The following is a 3,633-nucleotide window of genomic DNA, read 5'->3' on the forward strand; positions in this document are numbered from 1 at the left end:
GCGCTGGAGGGAGCGGGGGCTGGCGGCGAATGTCCCCCGGCGCCGGCCGGCGGCCGTCACCTCCTCCTTTACTTCGCACCCAGCCCCCGCTCCCTCCGCGTGTCAGGCATCCAGGCGGCCCAGGCAGTGGCTCTCGACTACCCGCGCTGCGGCCCGAACGCTCGCAATGAGAGTGATCGAAGCTCAACAAAAAAACCCCGGCAGATGCCGGGGCTTTTCGTTCGGAACGGCGCGGGCGCCTTACTTCTTCTTCGGCATGTACAGATCGGTGATCGTGCCGTCGTAGATTTCCGAGGCCATCGCCACCGATTCGCTCAGTGTCGGGTGCGCATGGATGGTGTGGCCGATGTCTTCGGCTTCGGCACCCATCTCGATCGCCAGGCCGATCTCGGCCAGCAGGTCACCGGCATGCACGCCGACGATCGCGCCGCCGATGATGCGGTGGGTCTCCTCATCGAAGATCAGCTTGGTGAAGCCCTCGGTGCGACCGATGCCGATCGCGCGGCCGCTGGCGGCCCACGGGAACTTGGCCACGCCGACCTTCAGGCCCTTGGCCTTGGCTTCGGTCTCGGTCACGCCCACCCAGGCGATTTCCGGGTTGGTGTAGGCCACCGACGGAATCACACGGGCGACCCATTCCTTCTTGTGGCCAGCAGCCACTTCAGCCGCCAGCTTGCCTTCGTGCGTTGCCTTGTGCGCCAGCATCGGGTTGCCGACGATGTCGCCGATGGCAAAGATGTGCGGCACGTTGGTGCGCATCTGGCGATCAACCGGGATGAAGCCACGCTCGGTGACCTGCACACCGGCCTTCTCGGCATCGATCTTCTTGCCGTTCGGCGAACGCCCGACGGCCACCAGAACACGGTCGAAAGTGCCCTGCGCCAGCGCCGGTGCCTGGCCTTCCTCGGCCGCCTCGAAGGTCACGGTGATGCCCTTGGCATCGGCGGTGACGCCCGAGGCCTTGGTCTTCAGGTGCACTTCGATGCCCTGCTTCTTCAGGCGGTCGGCCAGCGGCTTGACCAGGTCCTTGTCGGCGCCCGGCATCAGCTGGTCCATGAACTCGACCACGGTGACCTTGCTGCCCAGTGCGCTGTACACAGTGGCCATTTCCAGGCCGATGATGCCGCCGCCGACGACCAGCAGCGAGCCCGGCACTTCGGCCAGCTCCAGCGCGTCGGTGGAATCCATCACGCGCTTGTCGTCCCACGGGAAGTTCGGCAGCTTCACCGCCTGCGAACCAGCGGCAATGATGCACTTCTGGAAGCGCAGCAGCTGGGTGCTGCCGTCTGCGGCGGTGATCTCCAGTTCGTTGGCCGAGAGGAACCTGCCGACGCCCTGCACGTTGCGGACCTTGCGCTGCTTGGCCATGCCGGCCAGGCCCTTGGTCAGCTGGTTGACGACCTTTTCCTTGTACTGGCGCAGCTTGTCCAGGGTGATGGTCGGCTTGCCGAACTCGACGCCGAAATCGCCGGCGTGGGCCACTTCGTCGATCACCGCGGCAGCGTGCAGCAGCGCCTTGGACGGAATGCAACCGACGTTGAGGCAGACGCCGCCGAGGCTGGCGTAGCGCTCGACCAGCACCGTATCCAGGCCGACGTCGGCGGCGCGGAAGGCGGCGGTGTAGCCGCCCGGGCCGGAGCCCAGCACGACCATTTCGCATTCGATGTCGGCCGGCTTGCCACTGGACAGCGCCGGCTTCGGTGCCACCGGCTCGGCCGGGGCGCGGTGCGAGGGGGTCACCGGCGGCTTGCTGGCCGGAGCGGCCGCAGCCGGAGCCGGCGCAGCGGCCTTGGCCGGGGCATCGGCGGCGCCTTCAGCGTCCAGCACCACGACCACGGCGCCTTCGGACAGGGTATCGCCCAGCTTGACCTTGATCTCCTTGACCACGCCGGCCGCCGAGGACGGCACTTCCAGGGTGGCCTTGTCCGACTCCAGGGTCACCAGGCCCTGGTCCTTCTTCACCGTGTCGCCGACGGCGACCAACACTTCGATCACCGGAACATCGCTGTAATCGCCGATGTCGGGAACCTTGACTTCAATCGTGGCCATGGTGGTTTTCCTTGTGCCCGGCCGGCAGGGCCGGCGGGCTGTCACTGCATCTGTTCACGCGGCCGCGCCAGGGGCAGCGGCCGCACGGTGGGGGCGAAGCGATGCCTTACAGCAGCACGCGGCGCATGTCGGCCAGCACCTGCGACAGGTACGTGGTGAAGCGTGCGGCCAGGGCGCCGTCGATGACGCGGTGGTCGTAGCTCAGCGACAGCGGCAGCATCAGCTTCGGCGCGAACTCCTTGCCATTCCAGACCGGCTGGATGGAGGACTTGGACACGCCCAGGATGGCCACTTCCGGTGCATTGACGATCGGAGTGAACGCGGTGCCGCCAATGCCGCCCAGCGAGCTGATCGAGAAGCAGCCGCCGCTCATGTCGGCCGGGCCCAGCTTGCCGTCGCGCGCCTTCTTGGCCAGCTCGCCGGTTTCCTGCGCGATCTGCACCACGCCCTTCTTGTCCACGTCGCGGATGACCGGCACGACCAGGCCGTTCGGCGTATCGGCGGCAAAGCCGATGTGGAAGTACTTCTTCAGGGTCAGGTTCTCACCGCTGGCGTCGAGCGAGGCGTTGAATTCCGGGAACTTCTTCAGCGCCGCGGCGCTGGCCTTGATCAGGAAGGCAAGCATGGTCAGCTTGATGCCGGCCTTCTCGTTTTCCTTGTTCAGCGCCACGCGCAGGCCTTCCAGGTCGGTGATGTCGGCCTGTTCGAACTGGGTGACGTGCGGGATCATCGCCCAGTTGCGGGCCAGGTTCGCGCCGGAGATCTTCTTGATGCGCGACAGCGGCTGCACTTCCGTCTCGCCGAACTTGCTGAAGTCGACCTTCGGCCACGGCAGCAGGTTCAGGCCACTACCGGCGGCGACGGCGCCACCGGCAGCTGCCGGCGCACCACCGCTGAGTGCGGCCTTGACGAACTTCTGCACGTCACCCTTGGTGATGCGGCCCCCCTTCTCGGTGCCGTTGATCTGCAGCAGGTCCACGCCCAGCTCGCGGGCGAACACGCGCACCGCCGGGGTGGCGTACGGCACCTTGGCCGGCAGCACGCCATCGGCGTTGAACTGCACCGGCGGGCTGGACGGGGTGCCGGCCGAAGCGATCTCGCGCGCCGCCAGCTTGTCCGGCTGTGCCGGCACAGCGACCGGCTCGACCTTGGTGGCGGTCTCGGCGGCAGCCGGAGCAGCGGCAGCCGCCGCCTTGGTCGGTGCCGGCGCGGCAGCGCCTTCGGCTTCAATGATGGCAACCACGTCGCCCTGCGACAGGTTGTCGCCCACCTTGACCTTGATTTCCTTGACCACACCGGCCACTGACGACGGCACCTCCATCGTGGCCTTGTCGCTTTCCAGCGTGACCAGACCCTGGTCCTTCTTGACCGTGTCGCCGACGGCGACCAGCACTTCGATGACCGGGATGCCGGCGTAGTCGCCGATGTCCGGCACCAGCGCTTCCACTGCGCCACCGCTGGCGGCCGGAGTGGCCGGAGCGGCCGCCGCAGCGGCGGCCGGGGCCGGCGCGCTCTGGGTGGCGGCAGCCGGGGCAGCGGCCCGGGAAATCCTCCGGGTCCATCATGTCCAGGTAACCGTGCACC

At 67.7% G+C, this 3,633-nt stretch carries 1 protein-coding gene and 1 pseudogene; both read right to left on the minus strand.

Translation table 11 applies throughout. The features are described 5' to 3' along the window. Positions 1-240 precede the first annotated feature (240 nt). Positions 241-2,049, minus strand: a complete 1,809-nt coding sequence (gene lpdA / locus ABGA94_RS10990) for a dihydrolipoyl dehydrogenase (RefSeq protein WP_111127537.1) — start codon at positions 2,047-2,049, stop codon at positions 241-243. 106 nt (positions 2,050-2,155) lie between these two features. Beyond that, positions 2,156-3,592, minus strand: a pseudogene (gene aceF / locus ABGA94_RS10995) (dihydrolipoyllysine-residue acetyltransferase); the annotation flags it as partial. Between the last annotated feature and the right edge of the window lie 41 nt (positions 3,593-3,633).

It is taken from the genome of Stenotrophomonas sp. 3diitr2024 (assembly GCF_042136455.1).
In the GTDB taxonomy this organism is placed as follows: domain Bacteria; phylum Pseudomonadota; class Gammaproteobacteria; order Xanthomonadales; family Xanthomonadaceae; genus Stenotrophomonas; species Stenotrophomonas sepilia.

Bases quoted from the DNA above. Each gene is read 5' to 3' on its own strand.
- lpdA (WP_111127537.1), bottom strand. From the start codon at position 2,049: ATGGCCACGATTGAAGTCAAGGTTCCCGACATCGGCGATTACAGCGAT.